Source organism: Pseudomonas sp. 91RF (assembly GCF_003576265.1).
Classification (GTDB): Bacteria; Pseudomonadota; Gammaproteobacteria; order Pseudomonadales; family Pseudomonadaceae; genus Aquipseudomonas; species Aquipseudomonas kribbensis.
On sequence record NZ_QWFC01000022.1, the window covers coordinates 71,428 to 89,806 of the forward strand.

General features: G+C 60.4%; 15 protein-coding genes and 4 tRNA genes. 4 read left to right on the top strand and 15 right to left on the bottom strand.

Going from position 1 to position 18,379, the window contains the following annotated elements; translation table 11 throughout:
* Positions 1-16 precede the first annotated feature (16 nt).
* From asd to leuC, 5 genes are all read right to left on the bottom strand, one after another.
* Complete coding sequence (gene asd / locus DXT77_RS09515; protein ID WP_011333354.1) at positions 17-1,129, bottom strand: aspartate-semialdehyde dehydrogenase; 1,113 nt, start codon at positions 1,127-1,129, stop codon at positions 17-19.
* Between the two features lie 66 nt (positions 1,130-1,195).
* Entirely contained in the window at positions 1,196-2,278 is a 1,083-nt protein-coding gene (gene leuB / locus DXT77_RS09520) for a 3-isopropylmalate dehydrogenase (protein ID WP_114882105.1), read from the bottom strand.
* A 69-nt stretch (positions 2,279-2,347) separates the two neighbouring features.
* On the bottom strand, positions 2,348-3,115 hold the full coding sequence (locus tag DXT77_RS09525) for a class I SAM-dependent methyltransferase (RefSeq protein WP_119427457.1): 768 nt from the start codon (positions 3,113-3,115) through the stop codon (positions 2,348-2,350).
* A gap of 35 nt (positions 3,116-3,150) precedes the next feature.
* Positions 3,151-3,795, bottom strand: coding sequence for a 3-isopropylmalate dehydratase small subunit (leuD, locus tag DXT77_RS09530; RefSeq protein ID WP_007956446.1), 645 nt, complete (start codon positions 3,793-3,795; stop codon positions 3,151-3,153).
* Between the two features lie 12 nt (positions 3,796-3,807).
* The gene (leuC, locus tag DXT77_RS09535) at positions 3,808-5,226 is read right to left on the bottom strand and encodes a 3-isopropylmalate dehydratase large subunit (protein WP_085711997.1); all 1,419 of its coding nucleotides are present in this window, start codon (positions 5,224-5,226) and stop codon (positions 3,808-3,810) included.
* 140 nt (positions 5,227-5,366) lie between these two features.
* On the opposite strand from leuC, the gene DXT77_RS09540 reads away from it, so the two are divergent.
* On the top strand, positions 5,367-6,257 hold the full coding sequence (locus tag DXT77_RS09540) for a LysR family transcriptional regulator (RefSeq protein ID WP_085711996.1): 891 nt from the start codon (positions 5,367-5,369) through the stop codon (positions 6,255-6,257).
* Positions 6,258-6,326: 69 nt separating this feature from the next.
* The gene (locus DXT77_RS09545) at positions 6,327-9,605 is read left to right on the top strand and encodes a PAS domain S-box protein (protein WP_085711995.1); all 3,279 of its coding nucleotides are present in this window, start codon (positions 6,327-6,329) and stop codon (positions 9,603-9,605) included.
* A gap of 46 nt (positions 9,606-9,651) precedes the next feature.
* On the opposite strand, the gene DXT77_RS09550 is transcribed toward DXT77_RS09545, so the two are convergent.
* From DXT77_RS09550 to gltX, 10 genes are all read right to left on the bottom strand, one after another.
* Entirely contained in the window at positions 9,652-10,095 is a 444-nt protein-coding gene (locus DXT77_RS09550) for an Hsp20 family protein (protein ID WP_085711994.1), read from the bottom strand.
* Between the two features lie 120 nt (positions 10,096-10,215).
* The gene (locus DXT77_RS09555) at positions 10,216-11,175 is read right to left on the bottom strand and encodes a tRNA-dihydrouridine synthase (RefSeq protein ID WP_119427458.1); all 960 of its coding nucleotides are present in this window, start codon (positions 11,173-11,175) and stop codon (positions 10,216-10,218) included.
* A gap of 35 nt (positions 11,176-11,210) precedes the next feature.
* Positions 11,211-11,672 carry a thioesterase family protein gene (locus DXT77_RS09560; protein WP_085732471.1) on the bottom strand — a complete coding sequence of 154 codons (462 nt, stop codon included), beginning with the start codon at positions 11,670-11,672 and terminating at the stop codon, positions 11,211-11,213.
* 47 nt (positions 11,673-11,719) lie between these two features.
* Positions 11,720-12,553, bottom strand: coding sequence for an alpha/beta fold hydrolase (locus DXT77_RS09565; protein ID WP_085732470.1), 834 nt, complete (start codon positions 12,551-12,553; stop codon positions 11,720-11,722).
* A gap of 30 nt (positions 12,554-12,583) precedes the next feature.
* Positions 12,584-13,123, bottom strand: coding sequence for a TetR/AcrR family transcriptional regulator (locus tag DXT77_RS09570; RefSeq protein WP_119427459.1), 540 nt, complete (start codon positions 13,121-13,123; stop codon positions 12,584-12,586).
* Positions 13,124-13,304: 181 nt separating this feature from the next.
* Positions 13,305-13,380: transfer RNA gene (locus DXT77_RS09575), tRNA-Glu, on the bottom strand.
* A 78-nt stretch (positions 13,381-13,458) separates the two neighbouring features.
* Positions 13,459-13,534 (bottom strand) — tRNA-Ala (locus tag DXT77_RS09580).
* Positions 13,535-13,587: 53 nt separating this feature from the next.
* A tRNA-Glu gene (locus DXT77_RS09585) sits at positions 13,588-13,663 on the bottom strand.
* A gap of 79 nt (positions 13,664-13,742) precedes the next feature.
* Positions 13,743-13,818: transfer RNA gene (locus tag DXT77_RS09590), tRNA-Ala, on the bottom strand.
* 202 nt (positions 13,819-14,020) lie between these two features.
* Positions 14,021-15,502, bottom strand: coding sequence for a glutamate--tRNA ligase (gene gltX, locus DXT77_RS09595; protein ID WP_085711989.1), 1,482 nt, complete (start codon positions 15,500-15,502; stop codon positions 14,021-14,023).
* 230 nt (positions 15,503-15,732) lie between these two features.
* Between gltX and DXT77_RS09600 the strand changes: the two genes are divergently transcribed.
* Both DXT77_RS09600 and DXT77_RS09605 read left to right on the top strand, forming a co-directional pair.
* Positions 15,733-16,782, top strand: coding sequence for an HlyD family secretion protein (locus tag DXT77_RS09600; protein WP_119427460.1), 1,050 nt, complete (start codon positions 15,733-15,735; stop codon positions 16,780-16,782).
* Positions 16,783-16,831: 49 nt separating this feature from the next.
* Positions 16,832-18,322 carry an MDR family MFS transporter gene (locus tag DXT77_RS09605; RefSeq protein WP_178083458.1) on the top strand — a complete coding sequence of 497 codons (1,491 nt, stop codon included), beginning with the start codon at positions 16,832-16,834 and terminating at the stop codon, positions 18,320-18,322.
* Positions 18,323-18,379: the final 57 nt, after the last annotated feature.

Here is an 18,379-nt window from a genome sequence, read left to right on the forward strand (position 1 = left end):
TCATGGCTTCAAGCGATCAACGCTCCAGCAGGATCCGCAGCATGCGACGCAGCGGTTCTGCCGCGCCCCACAGCAATTGGTCGCCGACGGTGAACGCGCCAACGAACTGCGAACCCATGTTCAGCTTGCGCAGACGACCGACCGGTACGTTCAGGGTGCCGGTGACTTTCGTCGGACTCAGCTCCTGCATGCTGATTTCACGGTTGTTCGGCACCAGCTTGACCCAAGGGTTGTGCTGGCTGATCAGCCCTTCGATGTCGGCAATCGGCACATCTTTGTTCAGCTTGATGGTCAGCGCCTGGCTGTGGCAACGCATGGCGCCGATGCGCACGCAGATGCCGTCGACCGGGATCGGGCTCTTGAAGCGGCCAAGGATCTTGTTGGTCTCGGCCTGGGCCTTCCACTCTTCACGGCTCTGGCCGTTTGGCAGTTCCTTGTCGATCCACGGGATCAGGCTGCCGGCCAGCGGTACGCCGAAGTTTTCGGTCGGATAAGCATCGCTGCGCATGGCTTCGGCCACACGACGGTCGATGTCGAGGATCGCACTGGCCGGATCGGCCAGTTGATCGGCAACAGCGGCGTGGGTCGCGCCCATCTGCTTGATCAGCTCACGCATGTTCTGCGCGCCGGCACCGGAGGCCGCCTGATAGGTCATGGCACTCATCCACTCGACCAGACCGGCCTCGAACAGACCGCCCAGGCCCATCAGCATCAGGCTGACGGTGCAGTTGCCGCCGATGTAGTTCTTGGTGCCCGCATCGAGCTGCTGGTCGATGACCTTGCGGTTGACCGGGTCGAGGATGATGACGGCGTCGTCGTTCATCCGCAGGCTCGAGGCCGCATCGATCCAGTAACCCTGCCAGCCGGCTTCGCGCAGCTTCGGGAACACTTCGCTGGTGTAGTCGCCGCCCTGGCAGGTCAGGATCACGTCGAGAGTCTTCAGCTCTTCAATGCTGTAAGCGTCCTTGAGCGGAGCAATGTCCTTGCCCACGGACGGGCCTTGGCCACCGACATTGGAAGTGGTGAAAAACACCGGCTCGATAAGATCGAAATCCTGCTCTTCCAGCATCCGCTGCATGAGCACGGAACCGACCATACCGCGCCAACCGATCAGACCTACACGTTTCATCGCAACTACACCTTCTTGAAAAGTGGGCCGCTGCTTTGTATTGAATTTCGCAGCGGGCCCGAGAGATTACAGATTCCGCAGCGCGGCGACTACTGCGTCACCCATTTCCTGCGTACCGACTTTAGTGCAACCGGTCGAAAAGATGTCACCGGTGCGCAAGCCTTGATCCAGCACCACGCTGACCGCTTTCTCGATGGCATCCGCCGCTTCGTGCAGATTGAAGCTGTAACGCAGCATCATCGACACCGACAGAATGGTCGCCAGCGGGTTGGCAATGCCTTTGCCGGCGATGTCCGGCGCCGAACCGTGGCAAGGCTCGTACATGCCCTTGTTGTTGGCGTCCAGCGAGGCCGACGGCAGCATGCCGATGGAACCGGTGAGCATCGACGCTTCGTCGGACAGGATGTCGCCGAACATGTTGTCGGTGACGATCACGTCGAACTGCTTCGGTGCGCGCACCAGTTGCATGGCGGCGTTGTCGACGTACATGTGGCTCAGTTCGACCTCAGGGTAATCCTTGGCCACCTGCTCGACCACTTCACGCCACAACTGGCTGGAAGCCAGCACGTTGGCCTTGTCCACCGAGCACAGTTTCTTGCCACGGACCATGGCCATGTCGAAACCGACACGGGCGATGCGGCGGATTTCGCTTTCGCTGTACGGCAGCGTGTCGTAGGACTGACGCTCACCGTTTTCCAGAGTGCGAGTACCACGCGGCGCGCCGAAATAGATGCCACCGGTCAGCTCACGGACGATCAGGATGTCCAGGCCGGAAACGATTTCCGGCTTCAGGCTCGAGGCATCGGCCAGCTGCGGATACAGGATTGCCGGACGCAGGTTGCCGAACAGGCCCAGTTGCGCACGGATTTTCAGCAGGCCGCGCTCAGGGCGGATGTCACGCTCGATGGTGTCCCATTTCGGGCCGCCCACGGCGCCCAGCAGCACGGCGTCGGCAGCGCGGGCACGGTCCAGGGTTTCATCGGCCAGTGGCACGCCGTGCTTGTCGATGGCGGCACCACCGATCACGTCATGGCTCAGCTCGAAGCCCAGGCTGTACTTGTCGTTGGCCAGCTCCAGCACCTTGACCGCTTCGGCCATGATTTCCGGACCAATACCGTCGCCTGGGAGAATCAGAATCTGCTTGCTCATGCTTTCCTCGTGTCTTCAGTCGGTGCGCCAGCGACTGGCGCGCCCGGAAAAATGCTTGTTGTTCTAAATTTATTTCTCGGCCCAGAGCACCAGTACATCTGTACTGAACGAACCATCGGCCTCAATCTCAAAATATTCGCGCACTTCGGTGCCCATCGATTGCTGCAACTGGCGGATCGCGGCGCGCATCACCTCGGGCGTGCGCATGCGCTCGACCCAGCTGTTGTACTCCAGACGCAGGCGCTGACGCGTGGTGCTGCGGGTGTGCAGACCGGCCTCGCTGACCTGACGCAGCCACTCTCCGGCAGAATAATCGCGCACATGGCTGGTGTCGCGCAGCACTTCGACGCTCTGCAGATAGGTGTCGAACAGCGGACTGCCCGGCGACAGCACATCAATGAACGCCGCCACGCCACCCGGCTTCAGCACCCGACGCACTTCGCGCAGGGCCACGCCGAGGTCGCTCCAATGGTGCGCCGAATAACGGCTGAACACGAAGTCGAACTCGCCATCGGCGAACGGCAGGCGCTCGGCGGCACCATTGACCGTGGACACATTGCTCAAACCACGATCAACCGCAGCGGCAGCCACCACATCGAGCATCTGCTGCGACAGGTCGTAGGCCACCACTTCCTTCACCAGCGGGGCGACGTAAAAACTCACGTGCCCGGCGCCGCACCCCAGATCCAGCACCCGAGCCTCGCCCTGCCCCGCCAGCTCAGCCTGTAGCAGCGCAAATTCAGTGCCTTGAGCGTGAACGGCGCTGCTCAGGTAGGCGGCGGCCTGTTCACCGAATTGCTTCTGTACAACCTGACTGTGCTGGGCGGTGCTGGTCATGGGGACTTCCTTTGTGGGGTTTCAACCTTTCAAATTCACGCGTCGCGGAACAACCACGGCTGACTAGCGCGATGCTTGGCTTCGAACGCTGCAATCGCATCGCCGTCCTGCAAGGTCAGGCCGATATCGTCCAGACCGTTGAGCAGGCAGTGTTTGCGGAATGCATCGATCTCGAAGCGGTACACCTTGCCGTTCGGGCTGGTCACAGTCTGCTCGTGCAGATCGATCTGCAACTGATAGCCCGGCGCGGCCTCGACCTGCTTGAACAGCTCGTCAACTTCGGCATCGCTCAAGATGATCGGCAGCAAGCCGTTCTTGAAGCTGTTGTTGAAGAAGATGTCGGCATAGCTCGGCGCGATGATGCTGCGGAAACCGTATTCCTCCAGCGCCCACGGCGCGTGCTCACGGCTGGAACCGCAACCGAAGTTTTCGCGTGCCAGCAACACGCTGGCGCCTTGATAACGCTCGGCGTTGAGCACGAACTCCTTGTTCAGCGGGCGCTTGGAGTTGTCCTGATACGGCTGGCCCACATCGAGGTAACGCCACTCGTCGAACAGGTTCGGGCCGAAACCGGTGCGCTTGATCGACTTCAAGAATTGCTTCGGGATGATCTGGTCGGTATCGACGTTGGCACGATCCAGAGGCGCGACAAGACCAGTGTGCTGGGTAAAAGCTTTCATGCTGCGCTCCTTTCAGATCAATTCACGAACGTCGATGAAACGACCGTTCACCGCCGCCGCAGCGGCCATGGCCGGGCTGACGAGGTGGGTACGGCCACCGGCACCCTGACGCCCTTCGAAGTTACGGTTGGACGTCGAGGCGCAATGCTCGCCGGACTCCAAACGGTCCGGGTTCATCGCCAGGCACATCGAGCAACCCGGCTCGCGCCATTCGAAACCGGCCTCAAGGAAGATCTTGTCCAGACCTTCGGCCTCGGCTTGCGCCTTCACCAGACCCGAGCCCGGCACCACGATGGCCTGCTTGATGGTCGATGCGACCTTGCGACCCTTGGCGATCACCGCAGCAGCGCGCAAATCTTCGATGCGCGAGTTGGTGCAGGAACCGATGAATACGCGGTCGAGCTGAATGTCGGTGATCGCCTGATTGGCGGTCAGACCCATGTATTTCAAGGCGCGGACGATCGAGTCGCGCTTGACCAGATCCATCTCTTTGGCCGGGTCCGGCACATTCTGATCAACGGCCAATACCATTTCCGGGGAAGTGCCCCAGCTGACTTGCGGCTTGATCTGCGCAGCGTCGAGTTCGACCACGGTGTCGAAATGCGCATCGGCGTCGGACACCAGGTCTTTCCAGGATTCAACCGCCAGATCCCACTCGGCGCCTTTCGGTGCGAATGGACGACCCTTGACGTAATCCACAGTCTTCTGGTCCGCCGCCACCAGGCCCACCCGGGCGCCGGCTTCGATGGACATGTTGCAGATGGTCATGCGGCCTTCGATGGACAGATCGCGAATCGCGCTGCCGGCAAATTCGATGGCATGGCCGTTACCGCCGGCGGTGCCGATCTTGCCGATCACGGCGAGAACGATGTCCTTGGCGGTCACGCCGAACGGCAATTGGCCTTCGACGCGCACCAGCATGTTCTTCATTTTCTTGGCGACCAGGCACTGGGTGGCGAGCACGTGCTCGACTTCGGAAGTACCGATACCGTGTGCCAATGCGCCGAATGCGCCGTGGGTCGAGGTGTGCGAGTCGCCGCAGACCACGGTCATGCCCGGCAAGGTCGCGCCCTGCTCCGGGCTGATCACGTGGACGATACCCTGGCGCACGTCGTTCATCTTGAATTCGACGATGCCGTATTCATCGCAGTTGTCGTCGAGGGTCTGAACCTGCAAACGCGAGACCTGGTCGGCAATGGCGCTGATGCCGCCCTTGCGTTCCGGGGTGGTCGGTACGTTGTGGTCCGGAGTCGCGATGTTGGCATCGATGCGCCACGGCTTGCGTCCGGCCAGACGCAGGCCTTCGAAGGCTTGCGGCGAGGTCACTTCGTGGATGATGTGACGATCGATATAGATCAGCGCCGAACCATCGTCGCGCTGCTTGACCAAATGCGAATCCCAGAGCTTGTCGTAGAGCGTTTTGCCGGCCATCAGACGTTTCCTCATCAGCTTGTTTCTATGCCCTGGGCTTATCAATAACCCTTTGGCTTGTGAGGCCGATCCTATGGGGTTAGATTGAATAACTCAAATTCATATTTTTTATGCTTTGGATAACCCACTGGAATACAAACATGGATCTGGCCAACCTCAATGCTTTTATCGCCATCGCCGAGTCCGGGAGCTTCTCCGGCGCCGGAGAACGCCTGCACCTGACGCAACCGGCGATCAGCAAACGCATCGCCGGGCTGGAGCAGCAATTGAACGTGCGGCTGTTCGACCGGCTGGGCCGTGAAGTGGGCCTGACCGAGGCCGGCCGGGCTTTGCTGCCACGGGCTTATCAGATTCTCAACGTGCTCGATGACACCCGCCGCGCCTTGACCAACCTCACCGGCGAAGTCACAGGGCGCCTGACCCTGGCCACCAGTCACCACATCGGTCTGCACCGTTTGCCACCCCTGCTGCGGGAATACACCCGCCGTTACCCACAGGTAGCGCTGGATATTCAGTTTCTTGATTCGGAAGTGGCCTACGAGGAAATTCTCCATGGCCGCGCAGAACTGGCGGTCATCACCCTCGCACCGGAGCCGCATACACTGGTCAAAGCCACGCCAGTCTGGGATGACCCGCTGGATTTCGTGGTCGCCCCGGAACACACATTAATCAGCAATGGCGCTGTCACATTGGCCGACATTGCCGGTCATCCGGCGGTTTTCCCCGGCGGCAACACCTTTACTCACCATATTGTCCAACGCCTGTTCGAGGCTCAGGGCCTGACGCCGAACATCGCCATGAGCACTAACTATCTGGAAACCATCAAAATGATGGTGTCGATCGGCCTGGCGTGGAGCGTTTTGCCGCGCACCATGCTCGATGAACAGGTGGCGCGCATACCTTTGCCGGGCATACAGCTCAGTCGCCAGCTAGGCTATATCCTGCACACCGAACGGACGCTGTCGAATGCTGCACGGGCGTTTATGGCCCTGCTGGACGCGCAAATCGATCTGCCAGGGACTCTCGGCTGACTTGTGCTAATCCTATAGAGCTGCCGTCCCCTGTGCCTAACGCCCAAATCAGCTCAAGGCCCCTTAACAATGCCGAAATCTGTTGACCGTATTCCGCCGATGCCGCGTATTCAGGCCATTGATCCACGGCGTTCCGAACAGAGCTGGGAGAGCGCGCCGCAATTGCTCGCGGCGCTCAACGGCGCCCGCCTCGGCGCCTGGTATTGGGATATCGAGCGCGGGCAGATCAGTTGGTCGCGGGGCACCCAGGCCCTGTTCGGCTTCGATCCACGGCAGCCGCTGCCCGAAGACCTGGAATATCTCGACCTGTTGCCGCCGGAAGACCGGGCGAAAACCATTCGTGCCTTCCACGCGGTGATTGCCGGCGCGCCGCTGGAACAGGCGATGCACCACCGCATTCGCTGGCCCGATGGCAGCCTGCACTGGCTGGAGATCAACGGCAGCCTGCTGCCGGACAAGCATGGCCGCCCCCGAATGATCGGGGTGATCCGTGAAATCACCCACCAGCGGCAACGGGAACAGGCTCTCAGCAGCTCGGAGAAACGTTTCGCCACACTGTTTCACCTGTGCCCGAACATGGTGCTGCTGACCCGCCAGGAAGACGGCCTGATCAGCGAGGCCAACCAGTATTTCGAAAGCCTGTTCGGCTGGCCGGTGCAGAGCGCCATCGGGCGCACCACCCTGGAACTGGGCCTGTGGGTGCATCCCGAGCAGCGAGCGGAACTGGTCAAGAAAACCAAGGCCAAGGGCGAGTTGATAAGCATGGAGGTGCAGTTCCGCGCCAGTAACGGTCAGGTTCACGACGGGATTCTCAGTGCGCAAAAGGTCGAACTCGAAGGCCAGCCTTATCTGTTGAGCACTTTTCTCGACACCACCGAACGCAAAGCCGCCGAACATGCGCTCAAGGACAGCCAGGAGCGCCTCGATCTGGCACTGGATTCGGCGCAGCTCGGCACCTGGGACTGGCACATTCCCAGCGGCATGCTTTACGGCTCGGCCCGGGCCGCGCAATTGCACGGGCTGGAGCCGATTCCGTTTCACGAATCGTTTGATGAATTCTTCGAAGGCGTGCCCGGCGAAGAGCGCGACAGCATGCGTGACGCCTACCGCAGCCTGCGCGAGGGCCCGGCGGGCAACTATCAATTGACGTATCGCGTGCAACTGCCGGACGGCAGCTCACGCTACCTGGAAAGCCGCGCCCGCCTCTATCGCGACGAAAACGGCGCGCCGCTACGCATGGCGGGCACCCTGCTCGATATCACCGATCAAGTCGAACGCGAACAGCGCCTCGTGGCGTCCGAAGAGAAATTCGCCACCCTGTTCCAGGTCAGCCCCGATCCGATCTGCGTCACCCGTCAGGAAACCGGGGAGTTCATCGAGATCAACTCCAGTTTCACCCAGACCTTCGGCTGGAGCGCCACCGACGTCATCGGCCATACCGCCGAAGAAATCGGCCTGTGGGACGCTTCGGCGAAAAGCCTGCAACGCATCGAACGGGTGATCCGCGAACAGGGCCTGAGCAACGTCGCGATCATCGTCCAGCACAAGGACGGCCAATCGCTGACCTGTGTGATTTCCAGCCGCCAGATCAGCGTCGGCAACCAGCCGTGCATCGTCACCACGCTGCGTGACATCACCCAGCAACAGCGTTCGGAAGCGGCGCTCAAGGCCAGTGAAGAGAAGTTCGCCAAGGCGTTTCACTCCAGCCCCGACGCGATCACCATCACCGAACGTGACACCGGGCGTTATCTGGAGGTCAACGACGGTTTCTGTCGCCTGACCGGCTACCGCGCCGACGAAGTGGTGGGCAAGACCGTGTATCAGGTCGGCATCTGGGCCGAGGAAAAACAACGCTCGGGGTTGCTCGCCGAGCTACAGATCAAGGGCCGTGTGCATCATCAGGAAATGCTCGGGCGCAACAAGCGCGGGGAATTGCTGACGGTGGAAGTCTCGGTCGAGCCGATCACCCTCAACGAAATCGCCTGCCTGCTGATGACCGCACGGGACGTCAGCCTGCTGAAGAACGCCGAAGCGCAGATCCGTCATCTGGCCTATCACGATCCGCTGACCAACCTGCCCAACCGCGCACTGCTGATGGATCGTCTGAGCCAGCAGATCGCCCTGCTCAAGCGCCACAACTTGCGCGGCGCGCTGCTGTTTCTCGATCTCGATCACTTCAAACACATCAACGATTCGCTCGGCCATCCGGTTGGCGACACGGTGCTGAAGATCATCACCGCGCGCCTCGAAGCCAGTGTGCGCATGGAAGACACGGTGGCGCGACTTGGTGGCGATGAATTCGTGGTGTTGCTCAGCGGGCTGGAAGGCACGCGCAACGAGGTCAGCGTTCAGGTGCGTGAGTTGGCGGACACCATCCGCGAATTGCTGTCGGAGCCGATGTTCCTCGACGGCCAGCGCCTGCAAGTGACGCCGAGCATCGGCGTGGCGCTGATTCCCGATCACGGCTCGACCCCGACCGATCTGCTCAAACGCGCGGACATCGCGCTGTACCGGGCCAAGGATTCCGGGCGCAACACCACGCAGATGTATCACAACACCATGCAGAAAGCCGCCAGCGAACGGCTGCGCATGGAGACCGACTTGCGACTGGCGCTGTCCCGCGGCGAATTCAACGTACATTTCCAGCCGCAAGTGGACGCCCGGGACAACCGCATCATCGGCGCCGAAGCGCTGGTGCGCTGGAATCACCCGGAACTCGGTGCGCAATCGCCGACCGAATTCATCAAGGTCCTGGAAGACAGCGGGCTGATACTCGAGGTCGGCACCTGGATCCTCGATGAGGCCTGCGATGCCTTCAAGCAATTGATCGCCGACGGCCTGATCGATCCGCTAGCGTTCAGCCTGTGCGTGAACATCAGCCCCCGGCAGTTCCGCCAGAACGACTTCGTTGAACGTATCGAACACAGCATGACCAGCCATGGCCTGCCCTGCTCGCTGCTGAAACTGGAAATCACCGAAGGCATCGTGATCCAGAACCTGGAAGACACCATCAGCAAGATGCGTCGCCTGAAAAAGCTCGGCGTGAGCTTCGCCATGGACGATTTCGGCACCGGTTATTCATCGCTGACTTACCTCAAGCGTCTGCCGGTGGACACCTTGAAGATCGATCAGTCTTTCATCCGCGACGCCACCAGCGACCCCAACGACGCCGAGATCATCCGCGCCATCGTCGCCATGGCCCGCAGCCTGGAACTGGAAGTGATCGCCGAAGGCGTGGAAACCCCCGAGCAGCTGGCGTTCCTGCAAGGGCTGGGTTGCCATTTGTATCAGGGGTATCTGCATAGTCGGCCGGTGGCGCTGGAGGTGTTGAAAGGCTTGCTGGTTTGACAGGCACAAAAAAGGGCGCCTTTCGGCGCCCTTCTTGTCGGTCGGCTTATTGCAGCGCCGGCTTCTGCGTCCCGTTGATCGGGATGCGCTTGGCTTTCGCTTCTTCCGGGATCACGCGCAACAGATCGATGCTCAGCAGGCCGTTGCTCAGGCCGGCGGCCTTGATCTCGATGTGATCGGCCAGACGGAAAGACAACTTGAATGCACGCTGGGCGATGCCCTGGTGCAGGAAAGTGACGCCTTCGTTCGCGTCACGCTTGCCACCACTGATGGTCAGCACGCCTTTCTCGACTTGCAGTTCCAGGTCTTCTTCCTGGAAACCGGCCGCCGCCACGACGATGCGGTATTGATCGTCACCGTGTTTTTCGACGTTGTAAGGTGGATAGCTGCTGCCTGGCTCGTTGCGCAGGGCGGTTTCGAACAGGTCGTTGAAACGGTCGAAACCTACCGAGGAACGGAACAGTGGAGCGAGGGAAAATGCAGTACTCATGGTTCAAATCTCCTGAAAACAATCAGCAAGGTTTTTTGTCTCCGCGACCCGAATTCGGCATCGCGTAACCCTTAGATAGGGACCTGCATTTTGTTTTCAAGAGATTATTCGAAGATTTTTTCAGGCGGCTTCGGCGACCGGCAAACCCAGCAAACGCGAGACCTGGTCCGGCTCGGTTTCGCGGCGAAGTACGGTAAACAGCTCGGTGGCCTCGGGATAGTTGCGGGTCAGCATCGCCAGCCATTGCTTCAAACGGCCCGGCGATTGGCGCGGCGTCATCTGCGCCTTGGCTTGCAACCAGAAGTCCTGGATCAGCGGCATCAGCTCGCTCCAGGTCATCTCGACGACTTCCTCGCCGGCACGGGCAGCAGCGATCTGCTTGGCCAGATCCGGACGCGAAACCAGACCACGACCGAGCATGATGTCTTCGACACCGCTGATTTCCCGGCAACGGCGCCAGTCGTCAACGCTCCAGATATCGCCGTTGGCGAACACCGGCACCTTGACCACGTCCTGCACACGCGGGATCCACTCCCAATGGGCCGGCGGCTTGTAGCCGTCCATCTTGGTCCGGGCGTGAACCACGATATGCTCTGCGCCGCCCTCGGCCAGCGCCGTGGCGCAGACCAGCGAGCCGTCCGGGCTGTCGAAACCCAGGCGCATCTTGGCGGTGACCGGAATGTGCGCCGGCACCGCACGCCGCACGTGTTCGACGATCTGGTTGAGCAGTTCCGGCTCCTTGAGCAAAACCGCGCCACCACGGGATTTGTTGACGGTTTTCGCCGGGCAGCCGAAGTTCAGATCGATCACTTCGGAACCCAACTCGCAGGCCAGCGCAGCGTTTTCCGCCAGGCACACCGGGTCAGAGCCCAGCAATTGCACGCGCAGCGGCACGCCGGAAGCGGTGCGGGCACCGTTGAGCAATTCAGGGCCGAACTTGTGGAAATAGGCCGGGGTCAGCAACTGATCGTTGACCCGGATGAACTCGGTCACGCACCAGTCAATACCGCCGACACGGGTCAGGACATCGCGCAGGATGTCGTCGACCAACCCTTCCATCGGCGCCAGAGCAATTTGCATGGGAAACACACACTCAAGGAAAAACGTGCGGCAGTTTACTGGGTTTCGCGGGTTAAACCCATGTCCGCTGTCTGGATGGCCGGGCCGTAACCTTCAATGAACTCGGCGGGCATGCGCTTGGGTCTGCCGGTGGACAGCTCGATGCAGACGAAGGTGGTCTGGGCGCGCAGCAGCGTGGTGTTGTCGCTGGGGCGGATCAACTGGAAATGACGGGTCATTTTCAGGCGCTGATCCCAATCGACGATCCAGGTCGCCAGTTGCAGTTCGTCACCTTCGTAGGCGGCTGCGAGGTAGTCGATTTCGTGCCGCACCACAGCCATCGCACGATCCAGACGACGATACTCGACCAGATCCAGACCCAGCCGCTGCGAGTGGCGCCAGGCGCAGCGTTCGAGCCAGGAGACGTAAACCGCGTTGTTCGCGTGTCCCAGCCCGTCGATGTCCTCGGCGCCCACTTGCAGATCAATGGTAAACGGCGTTGCCCGATCCCAGCCCATGCCCTACTCCCGGTCAAATGATTCAACCGGGGCAGTGTAACGGATGACTAGGCCGATTGCCGCGCCTGAAGGCTGCGACCGGCGAGCAGTGATAACACGCCATCAATCACCCGAGGGTCGGCCAGCACGCGCTGGTGACCGCCGGCCTCCAGGCGCAGCAGTCGGCTGTCGAACCAGGATTCGTGGATCAGCTGGGATTCCTTGACCGAGACGAAGGTGTCGTCCTCGGCATGCACGATCAGGCCTGGCATATCCAGTTGATAGTGAGCGACATCGAGGGTGGCGGCGCGCATGCCGACGTCCTGTTCAACCTGGCGGATGAAGGCAGAACGAGCTCTGGGCGGCATGCCGACGTAGCGGGCGAATCCACGCAATACACCCAAAATTCGGGCCGGTGCGGCAATGCTGACCAGGGTTTCGGTGCGCAGGCCCAATTGCACTGCGAGCATGGCGCTGGCGCCGCCCATGGAGTGGCCGATGACGGCTTGCAGCGGAGGCAATTCAGCGGCGGCTTCGAGCATCGCGCGGGCGAACAATACGACGTTGGCTTCGCGTCCCGGTGATCTCCCGTGGGCCGGACCGTCGAGAGCGACGACGGTGTAACCGGATTCGACCAGCGCCGTGATCAGCGCAGCAAACTGGGTCGGCCGCCCTTCCCAACCGTGCATCAGCAGAACCGTCGGCCCTTGCCCCCAACGCAGTGCGGAGAGACCGAAGCGCAAAGTGATCCGCTCGGATTTCGCCAGCAGCGGTAATTCCCAATCCCGTGGCGCATTGGCGCGAGGGGTCATGAATGCCAGCCGCATTTTGCTTGCCACCAGCTTCGGTGCAAACCAGCCCAAGGTGCCATTAACGCCGCGAACCCACTTCAACGTGCTCATCGCTCTCTCCTCAGGCTTGCTGCCTTCAGGTCAACGCACCGCCGATTTGGCAGCGCGCAGCAATCGATCGGACAAATCACCAGGCCCCAACGCCCTTGCGAGCGCCAGGCCACCCACCATCAGGGCCACGTCGGCCAACGCTTTATCAATGTCTTCAGGGCTTGAAGCCAACTGCGCGATCATCAGTTCCAGATGCTCGTTCAGCGCTATGCGGAATTCTTCCGGCAACCGCCCCAGCTCGCCGATTGAGGCCGGGATCGGACAAGCGGAATCGCTGGAATCACGGTGCTTGCGCGACAGGTAGAACGCAGCCACCAGGGCGCGACGTTCTTCACCGGTCAATTCGGAGTCCATGTCGGCAATCAGGTCGCGGCGGCGACCCAGCAACTGTTTGAACGCCTCCAGCATCATTGCGTCCTTGCTTTCGAAGTGCGCATAGAAGCCACCAACAGTCAGGCCGGCGGCGCCCATCACTTCACCCACGCTTGGCTCGGCCGGGCCACGCTGGATCAGAGCGGCGCTGGCAGCCTTGAGGATGCGTTCGCGGGTTTGAGCTTTTTTGTCGTTCATCGTTGCCTCCGAATATTACGATTAGAATATTATTCTCATAATAATATTCTGCAAGTCGAAAATATGACCGCTGGTCTGAAGCACAGTTTAAGGAAAAAGGAGATTTGGCCAAACGCCAGACAAACAAAAGGGCCATTCAATAATTGAATGACCCTTATAAATCCCGCATGGCGGGTAATCGTGGCGTCCCCTAGGGGACTCGAACCCCTGTTACCGCCGTGAAAGGGCGGTGTCCTAGGCCACTAGACGAAGGGGACACAAACCTTCTATACAACTGATCAGTGCTGAGATCTGATCGATTCAAGGCCGGTGTGGCCAGACCTTGAACTGTAAATTGGTGGAGCTAAGCGGGATCGAACCGCTGACCTCCTGCATGCCATGCAGGCGCTCTCCCAGCTGAGCTATAGCCCCGGATTTTTCGCCTCGCGGCGGAGCGACTACTTGTAACATCGCTTCTGTAAAACTGGCGTCCCCTAGGGGACTCGAACCCCTGTTACCGCCGTGAAAGGGCGGTGTCCTAGGCCACTAGACGAAGGGGACGCAAACCCTTCTATACAACTGATCAACGCTGAGTGTTGATCGCTTCGAAGCCGGTGTGGCCAGGCTTCGAAGTGTAAATTGGTGGAGCTAGACGGGATCGAACCGTCGACCTCTTGCATGCCATGCAAGCGCTCTCCCAGCTGAGCTATAGCCCCTCATCGTTGATGTCATCGCTGAGGACGGGGCGAATCTTAAGGGCGTATCGAAAGCCTGTCAAACTTATTTTTGAAAAATTTCAAAATTTTTTGTCGGCATAACAATCACTTACCGCCCTCCCCCCGTAAATTCGGGGGAAAACGCCGAAGGACGGGATCAAAAGATCCTGGCCTGCGGCGCGTCCTGCAGAGTCAAACGCAATCAGGCGATAGCGCCCAACAGCTTTTCCCACTCTTTGTTTTCTTTCTTCGACACGCCGCCCAGCAGGTCAATCGCCTGGCGCAGACGGAAACGGGTCAGGTCCGGCCCGAGGATTTCCATCGCATCGAGCACCGATACCGAGCTCGCCTGACCGGTGATCGCCGCAAACATCAACGGCATCGCATCACGCAGTTTCAGCTCGAGGGATTCCACCACCGCCTGAATCGTCGCGGTGATGCTGTCCTTCTCCCACTGACGCAGGCTTTCCAGTTTCCACAGGATCAACTGCATCAGTTGACGAACCTGATCACCCGAGAGCTTTTTCGATTCGAACAGCTTGGCATCCGGATTGACGCCACCGGCGAAGAAGAACCCGGCCAGCGGTGCGACCTGGCTGAAGGTTTCAACGCGGCCCTGAACGTGCGGCGCGATCTTCATCATGTATTCGGAGTTGAACGCCCACTTCTGTACGCGAGCGGCGAACTCTTCCACCGGCAGATCACGCAGCCACTGGCCGTTGAGCCACGAGAGTTTCTCGATGTCGAAAATCGGCCCGCCCAGCGACACGCGCTTGAGGTCGAAATTGTCGACCATTTCCTGCAGCGAGAACTTCTCGCGCTCGTCCGGCATCGACCAGCCCATGCGGCCCAGGTAGTTGAGCATCGCTTCCGGCATGAAGCCCATGCGCTCGTAGAACGTCACCGAGGTCGGGTTCTTGCGCTTGGACAGCTTGCTCTTGTCCGGGTTACGCAGCAGCGGCATGTAGCACAGCTCCGGTTGTTCCCAACCGAAGTATTCGTAGAGCAGGATCAGTTTCGGTGCCGATGGCAGCCATTCTTCACCACGCAGGACGTGAGTGATGCCCATCAGGTGATCGTCGACCACGTTGGCCAGGAAGTACGTCGGCAGGCCGTCGGTCTTCATCAGCACTTGCATGTCCATGCGATCCCACGGGATCTCGACGTCGCCACGCAGCATGTCCGGCACCACGCAGACGCCTTCGGTCGGCACTTTCATGCGGATCACGTGGGGTTCGCCGGCAGCCAGACGGCGCGCGACTTCTTCCTTGGACAGCAACAGCGCACGGCCGTCGTAGCGCGGGGTTTCGCCGCGAGCCATTTGCTCGGCGCGCATCTGGTCCAGCTCTTCAGCGGTGCAGAAGCACGGGAAGGCGTGGCCCATGTCGACCAGTTGCTGGCAGTACTTCTGATAGATGTCGCCGCGTTCGCTCTGGCGATAAGGACCGTGCGGGCCGCCGACGTCCGGGCCTTCGCTCCAGTCGATGCCGAGCCAGCGCAAAGCGTCGAAAATCTGCTGTTCGGACTCGCGGGTCGAACGCAGTTGATCGGTGTCTTCAATGCGCAGGATGAACTCACCGCCGTGCTGCTTGGCAAAGCAGTAGTTGAACAATGCGATGTAAGCGGTACCTACGTGGGGATCCCCGGTAGGCGATGGCGCGATGCGAGTGCGGACGGTGGTCATGGCATGTCTCGAAAAGAATGAAAAGCAAAGAACAATCAAGCGGCGAATGGTAACAGGCGACACCCGCCCCGCTCCAGCGGGCAGGGCATTTAAGCCAACTTTGCGTCTGTAACGCCCGTAGGCCGTGGTGAATGGCTGAATATCAGCAGACGGCATTTACCGTTCATCGGCTGTATGCCAGATTCGCCTGCTGATAACTTTCCTTACAATTCCTGGACTACAGTTTGCCCATGCCTGCCCAACTCAAGCGTCGCCTGTTCATTTTCCTGCTGCTCGTCCTGCTGATTGCCGGGGGCTTTTTCGCTCATTGGTTTTTCAAGGGCCGCTTTTATGAAAGCACCGACAACGCCTATGTCCAGGGTGAAATCACCCGCGTGTCGAGCCAGTTGAGCGCGCGCATCGACGAAGTCCTGGTGCAGGACAACCAGCACGTGGAAAAAGGCCAGTTGCTGGTGCGTCTCGAAGGCGACGACTTTCGCCTCGCCGTCGATCGCGCCAATGCCGCCCTCGCCACCCGTGAAGCCGAGCGCCTGCAGGCTCAGAGCAAACTGACTCAACAATCCAGCCTGATCGCCGCCAGTGAAGCGCAAGTGGCAACCACGCAAGCGACACTGGGCCGCTCGCAAATCGATCTGTCTCGCGCAGAAGCCCTGCGCAAACCCGGTTTCGTTTCCGAGGAGCGGGTCACCACCCTCTCCGCCGACAACCATATCGCCCGCTCGCAAGTGGCCAAGGCTCAGGCCGATGCGCAGAGCCAACGCCAGCAGGTCAGCGCACTGAATGCCGAGATCAAGCGCCTCGATGCGCAGATCGCCAACGCCCGTGCCGACCTCGCCCAGGCCGAACTGAACCTGACCCGCAGCGAAATCCACGCACCGATCAGCGGCCTCGTCGGCCAGCGTGCCGCCCGCAATGGCCAGATTGTTCAGGCCGGCGCGTACCTGCTGTCGATCGTTCCGGACGAAGACATCTGGGTGCAGGCCAACTTCAAGGAAACCCAGATCGGCCACATGCAGCCGGGCCAGAAGGCCGAGCTGGTCTTCGACGCTTATGGCGATACGCCGATCGAAGCCCGGGTCGACAGCCTGTTCGCGGCCTCCGGCGCGCAGTTCAGCCTGTTGCCGCCGGACAACGCCACCGGCAACTTCACCAAAGTCGTACAACGGATTCCGGTCAAACTGACCTTCAAAGCTGACAATCCGCTGCACGGCAAGATCCGTCCGGGCATGTCGGTCACCGCCACCGTGAATATCAAAGACGCCCCAGACAATGGCCGGTGATCAACTGATCCGCCCGGTCGGCGAACCGACCCGGCGGGACTGGATCGCAGTGATGAGCGTGATGCTCGGCGCCTTCATGGCGGTGCTCGACATCCAGATCACCAACTCGTCGCTCAAGGACATTCAAGGCGCCCTGTCGGCGACCCTTGAAGAAGGCTCGTGGATTTCCACCTCGTACCTGGTGGCGGAAATCATCATGATCCCGCTGACCGCGTGGCTGGTGCAGTTGCTTTCCGCACGACGGCTGGCGGTGTGGGTGTCGCTGGGGTTTCTGATTTCATCCTTGCTGTGTTCGATGGCCTGGAGCCTCGACAGCATGATCGTGTTCCGCGCCATGCAGGGTTTCACTGGCGGCGCGCTGATTCCGCTGGCCTTCACCCTGACCCTGATCAAACTCCCCGAACATCACCGCGCAAAAGGCATGGCGATGTTCGCCATGACCGCCACTTTCGCCCCGTCCATCGGTCCGACCCTCGGCGGCTGGCTCACGGAAAACTGGGGCTGGGAGTACATCTTCTATATCAATGTGCCGCCGGGGCTGATCATGATCGCCGGGCTGATGTACGGACTCGAGAAGAAAGAAGCCCATTGGGAGCTGCTGAAAAGCACCGATTACACCGGCATTCTCACGCTGGGCATCGGTCTCGGTTGCCTGCAGGTTTTTCTTGAAGAAGGCCATCGCAAGGACTGGCTGGAATCGAGCCTGATCGTGACGCTGGGCAGCATCGCCCTGCTGAGCCTGATCACCTTCGTGATCGTGCAGATCTCCAAGCCCAACCCGCTGATCAATCTTCGCATCCTGCGCAATCGCAACTTCGGGCTGTCGAGCATTTCCAGCCTGGGCATGGGCGTCGGGCTGTACGGTTCGATCTATCTGCTGCCGCTGTATCTGGCACAGATCCAGAATTACAACGCCTTGCAGATCGGCGAAGTGATCATGTGGATGGGCGTGCCGCAGTTGTTCCTGATTCCGCTGGTGCCGAAGCTGATGAAGTTCGTCTCGCCCAAATGGCTGTGTACTTTGGGGTTCGGGCTGTTCGGGCTGGCGAGTTTTTCATCCGGCGTGCTCAACCCGGACTTTGCCGGGCCGCAGTTCAATCAGATCCAGATTATCCGCGCCCTCGGCCAGCCGTTGATCATGGTGACCATTTCGCTGATCGCCACGGCTTATATCCTGCCGCAGGATGCGGGTTCGGCGTCGAGCCTGTTCAACATCCTGCGCAACCTCGGCGGCGCCATCGGCATCGCCCTGCTCGCGACGCTGCTGGATGCACGCACCAAGACCTACTTCGATTACCTGCGAGAAGCGGTGGTGCCGACCAATCCGCAGGTGGCCGAACGCCTGGCGTCGATGACCGACCGCTTCGGCAGTGATGCCGCAGCGCTGGGGAAATTGAGTGACATCGTCCATCAGCAGGCGCTGATCATGGCCTACAACGATGCCTTTCATTTTGTCGGGATTGCGCTGGGGATCAGCATGTTGGCGATCTTGCTGACCAAGAAGCTGCCCGCCGGCCTGAAGGCCGGCGAGGCTCATTAAGACCGAGCCGCCCCATTCGCGAGCAGGCTCGCTCCCACAGGAAACTTGTGAACAACA

Bases quoted from the DNA above. Each gene is read 5' to 3' on its own strand.
- DXT77_RS09560 (WP_085732471.1), bottom strand. From the start codon at position 11,672: ATGGGCTGGGATCGGGCAACGCCGTTTACCATTGATCTGCAAGTGGGC.
- DXT77_RS09555 (WP_119427458.1), bottom strand. From the start codon at position 11,175: ATGCAAATTGCTCTGGCGCCGATGGAAGGGTTGGTCGACGACATCCTG.
- asd (WP_011333354.1), bottom strand. From the start codon at position 1,129: ATGAAACGTGTAGGTCTGATCGGTTGGCGCGGTATGGTCGGTTCCGTG.
- DXT77_RS09600 (WP_119427460.1), top strand. From the start codon at position 15,733: ATGCCTGCCCAACTCAAGCGTCGCCTGTTCATTTTCCTGCTGCTCGTC.
- DXT77_RS09545 (WP_085711995.1), top strand. From the start codon at position 6,327: ATGCCGAAATCTGTTGACCGTATTCCGCCGATGCCGCGTATTCAGGCC.
- DXT77_RS09565 (WP_085732470.1), bottom strand. From the start codon at position 12,553: ATGAGCACGTTGAAGTGGGTTCGCGGCGTTAATGGCACCTTGGGCTGG.
- DXT77_RS09540 (WP_085711996.1), top strand. From the start codon at position 5,367: ATGGATCTGGCCAACCTCAATGCTTTTATCGCCATCGCCGAGTCCGGG.
- DXT77_RS09525 (WP_119427457.1), bottom strand. From the start codon at position 3,115: ATGACCAGCACCGCCCAGCACAGTCAGGTTGTACAGAAGCAATTCGGT.
- DXT77_RS09550 (WP_085711994.1), bottom strand. From the start codon at position 10,095: ATGAGTACTGCATTTTCCCTCGCTCCACTGTTCCGTTCCTCGGTAGGT.
- gltX (WP_085711989.1), bottom strand. From the start codon at position 15,502: ATGACCACCGTCCGCACTCGCATCGCGCCATCGCCTACCGGGGATCCC.
- leuB (WP_114882105.1), bottom strand. From the start codon at position 2,278: ATGAGCAAGCAGATTCTGATTCTCCCAGGCGACGGTATTGGTCCGGAA.
- leuD (WP_007956446.1), bottom strand. From the start codon at position 3,795: ATGAAAGCTTTTACCCAGCACACTGGTCTTGTCGCGCCTCTGGATCGT.
- DXT77_RS09570 (WP_119427459.1), bottom strand. From the start codon at position 13,123: ATGAACGACAAAAAAGCTCAAACCCGCGAACGCATCCTCAAGGCTGCC.
- leuC (WP_085711997.1), bottom strand. From the start codon at position 5,226: ATGGCCGGCAAAACGCTCTACGACAAGCTCTGGGATTCGCATTTGGTC.